This window comes from Phormidium pseudopriestleyi FRX01 (genome assembly GCF_017313335.1).
Classification (GTDB): domain Bacteria; phylum Cyanobacteriota; class Cyanobacteriia; order Cyanobacteriales; family Laspinemataceae; genus Laspinema; species Laspinema pseudopriestleyi.
The window spans coordinates 1-3,865 of record NZ_JAFLQW010000223.1 but is presented as its reverse complement, the minus strand read 5'-3'; the positions used below and the strand labels follow the sequence as shown (position 1 = coordinate 3,865).

Sequence of the window (3,865 nt, the reverse complement as noted above, 5' to 3'; positions counted from 1 at the left end):
GCCAGTCAACTCTCAAACCTGGCGATCGGTTGATGACTTGCTCTGAACCACTTTGCTCTGATCGCTAAATCTTCTCAAAATTAGCCCAGTTTTGTTCAGTTCCCCAGCTTAAATCTCTCGCTAACTCGGCGACTCGGATAAAAAGCTATTTCTTTTTAGGGAGTCCGATTAACCCCTTTAGATAGAGGTCACCTTCTCCGTAAAAAAGATAAGTTAGGGAAACATTGATAACTGTAATCATAAATCGACCCCTTAATTCAGTCTGGAGCGGAACAGAAGAATCTCAGCCTACAATCTTACTTAACAGATAATAGACAACTAAACGCCCATCCAAGCCTAAGAGGTACAATCATCATGAACTCTGAATCCAATCGCCCGCCAGAATTTCTCTCAGAAGAAGGAGAAAATAATCTACTGTGGGACTACTTACAATCCTTGAGTCCGGAAGCCATTTCCCAACTCTCTCGACCTAGCTCCTCTGATGTCTTTCAAGTCATGGAACGCAACATCATCGGCTTGTTAGGAAATCTGCCCCCAGAACACTTTGGCGTCACCATTACCACCAATCGCGAACATCTCGGACGGATTCTAGCCTCAGCGATGATTAGTGGCTATTTTCTCCACAATGCCGAACAACGTATGGCCTTTGAAAAATCCTTACATTTTACCGAATCTCATCGTGACCACAACACGCACTGAACGGAATACCGTTACAGTGCGGGCTTCTTAAGAAATTAAGGAGCGTGTCATTAGCCTCAGTAATTCGTTAAGCCAGGATTACTACGTTACTCCAGAATATATAGGCACTTTGGGATGTAGGTTTGGCAGCCGCGTTCTAGTCCCAAACACTGCGGTTAATCATTAAACATTTCTACTGGCAGCCTCCAAGTGTGGTTAGCATCAAACCTGGAACAACATTGGCAAAGAACACCACTCCGTAAGGAGTTGAACTTTATTTAGTTAAAAAAAGAATTCCTTCATTATATTTGCTTTAGTGGGGTAGTGCTTTTCAAAACAATAAAGAGTCGTTCGTCTCGTCATCCACACGCTCAGGGCGTTGAGCCGTGAGCGTGGGAGGTTGTAAGCGTGTGGAATCCTCATCTCACCGCGCCTTTCATCCCACACTAACCTTCGATCGGTAAAGCGCGAGGGATTCCCGTCTGTCTAGCTAAAATTCATGAGTAAATCGAGCGTTGAGTCGTAGGGTGGAGTTGAAAAAATTAAATCAGAAGCAGAGTATTACTCGAACCTCGGCAGGCTCACCCCAGAGTTTGCCGAATTTTGCTATTTTAGCTTGACGCCCTCAGCCGAGCACCATACCTGTACTCATAGGGTTGCAGGTGCCACCGGCAAAGGCGATGAAGCTGTTATGGCAGTGTTCAGAACTCTTGCTGGATCCTGAAAATCCTCGGGATTTTAATCAGGCTTTAATGGATTTGGGGGCGACTCTATGCACTCCAAAGGCTCCTGAGTGTAGTCGCTGTCCTTGGATGGCTCATTGTCAAGCTTATCAATTACAAATGCAGGCTGATTTACCCATGCGTGAAACTTCTAGTCCCCTCCCCCATAAACAAATTGGTGTGGCCGTGATTTGGAATGATCAGGGGGAGATTTTAATTGATCGGCGACGTCAGGAAGGACTCCTGGGAGGGTTATGGGAATTTCCGGGAGGGAAAATTGAACCGGGAGAAACGGTGTCTGATTGTATCCACCGGGAAATTCGCGAAGAGTTGGCGATCGCGGTGGAAGTGGGTGCAAAACTCATGACCCTAGAACACGCTTATACCCATTTTAGGGTCACTTTAACGGTTCATCATTGTCGTCATATTGCGGGAGAACCGCAAGCGTTGGAATCTGATGAGGTGCGCTGGGTGCGATTGGATGAAATCGACCAGTTTCCTTTTCCAAAAGCGAATGTCAAGATTATTGAGGCGTTACGTCAGTCTCCCAATTCTTCGTTTAAACCGTAGCCGGAATCCAAATCAGCTAAGGCATTAAGTTAGTGGTTTAGGTTAGAGATGCCTCAGTTGGGTGCGTCTTTACGGTGGCAGGTTTAAGGGAGGGTTGCTCGATTTAGAACGTTCAGGAGGGCGGGAAAACCGGGTTTTTAAATTTCGAGTTTAGACCTTTTTTCCATATATTCTAAAGTGTTGAGCAATCGAATTGCTGATTCATAAGATTCCTGGGTTAGTTCTCGCAGTTCTTGGGGAGAGTCTACGATATCATCTACGATTAATCGCAAAAATCCAATCATGGGATTGAGGCGAGTCCGAATTTCGTAGGAGGTATTCATTAAGGTTTCGGTGCGCGCTTTTTTCACCAAGTCTTGGGTGTCTAGGGAGAACTGCATGGAGTAGAGTTTGGCATAGTATCCGCCTTTGCTTAAGAGTTCTTCATGGGTGCCGGTTTCAACGACTTGCCCTTTGTCTAATACGGCAATTTTATCGGCATTTTTGACGGTGGACAAACGGTGAGCAATCACCAGGGTGGTGCGATCGCGACTGAGGCGTTCGATCGCCTGTTGGACGAGATGTTCGGAAACGGTATCCAGGGCGCTGGTGGCTTCGTCTAGGATTAAAATATCGGGATTATGAAGTAATGCACGGGCGATCGCAATCCGTTGTCTTTGTCCTCCCGAAAGCAGAATCCCGCGATCGCCCAAGGGTGTATCGAATCCTTCCGGGAGGTTCATAATGAATTCGTAGGCATTGGCTAGTTTTGCCGCTTCTATCACCTCTTGCTCCGTGGCATCGGGACGCCCATAAGCGATATTATTTTGGACCGAATCGTTGAATAAAAAGGTATCCTGACTGACGATGCCCATTGATTGTCGCAGCGATCGGAGATCAAAGTCTCGCAAGTCTTTCCCATCAATCGTGATCCGTCCCTCTGTAGTATCGTAAAATCTCGGGAGCAAATCTGCTAAGGTCGATTTTCCTGCCCCAGACCCCCCCACCAAGGCCAAAGTTGTCCCTTTCGGTAACCATAAATCCACATCCTTTAGGACCACATCTTTATGTCCCGTATAGGAAAAAGACAGGTGATCAAAGTGAATTCCCTTTTCTAATTTTCTGTAGGGTTCCGTCCCATTCTTCATCAAGGGTTTGTCATCTTTTCGCAAAAATTCGGTAACAATAATCGTGCTGGGAATTACATTAGCAAATTCACTCCGGCTATTATTTAACTGCCCAATCATTGGCACTACTCTAGACAAGACAAATAAATAGGTTAGTAAAACTGTTGATAGGGACTCTAGCTGATTGGAAAATATAAATCGACCCACTAAAATAATCGCCAAAATCACCATCAAACCACTCAGCTCATTCATAGGTCCGATAATTGAGTAGTTCACCTGGGATTGCATCTCGGCTTTTTCTCGTTCCTCAATTAATCTCTTGATTTTGTCATACTCCGGTTTCTCTTGCCCCGTAGATTTGACCAAACGAATTCCATTTAATACTTCAATTAATGCCCCACTATAGGCCCGAGATTTTTCTGACAGAATCCTCCCATACTCCTTGGAACGGCGGATGATAAACTGAGAAAGGAGCGGGACCAGCATTAACAAAAGAGTCGAGATAATGGTGAGCTGCCAAGAGATTAAAATCAGAATCCCCACAAAGATTAAAACCGTCATCGCGTTGGTCAGAGTCCGAATTCCAATCCGAATCGCGCTGGAACATCGCCCAATCTCTTGGTTCACATAATTGAGAATATCCCCTAATTTCGTCTTTGAATAATAGTCAATATCTATATCCAGCAATAATTGTATGGCATTTAACCGAATATCTTTGACCAGCAATCGCGATAAATGAGCAGATACGAGGTTATTTGATACCAAGGCTACATTTTTTAACACGATCAG

The 3,865-nt window shown here is 45.0% G+C and carries 3 protein-coding genes; 2 read left to right on the top strand and 1 reads right to left on the bottom strand.

What is annotated here, in order from left to right; genetic code table 11:
* Positions 1 to 354: 354 nt before the first annotated feature.
* Together J0895_RS08100 and mutT are read left to right on the top strand one after the other, a co-directional pair.
* Complete coding sequence (locus tag J0895_RS08100; protein WP_207087595.1) at positions 355 to 699, top strand: DUF760 domain-containing protein; 345 nt, start codon at positions 355 to 357, stop codon at positions 697 to 699.
* A 641-nt stretch (positions 700 to 1,340) separates the two neighbouring features.
* Complete coding sequence (gene mutT, locus J0895_RS08095) at positions 1,341 to 1,970, top strand: 8-oxo-dGTP diphosphatase MutT (RefSeq protein ID WP_340643477.1); 630 nt, start codon at positions 1,341 to 1,343, stop codon at positions 1,968 to 1,970.
* A gap of 137 nt (positions 1,971 to 2,107) precedes the next feature.
* Here the strand turns inward: mutT and J0895_RS08090 are convergent.
* The coding region (locus tag J0895_RS08090) for an ABC transporter ATP-binding protein (RefSeq protein WP_207087594.1) at positions 2,108 to 3,865 on the bottom strand (1,758 nt) is incomplete at its 5' end.

Coding starts and splice junctions, on each gene's coding strand:
- J0895_RS08100 (WP_207087595.1), top strand. CDS start 355: ATGAACTCTGAATCCAATCGCCCGCCAGAATTTCTCTCAGAAGAAGGA.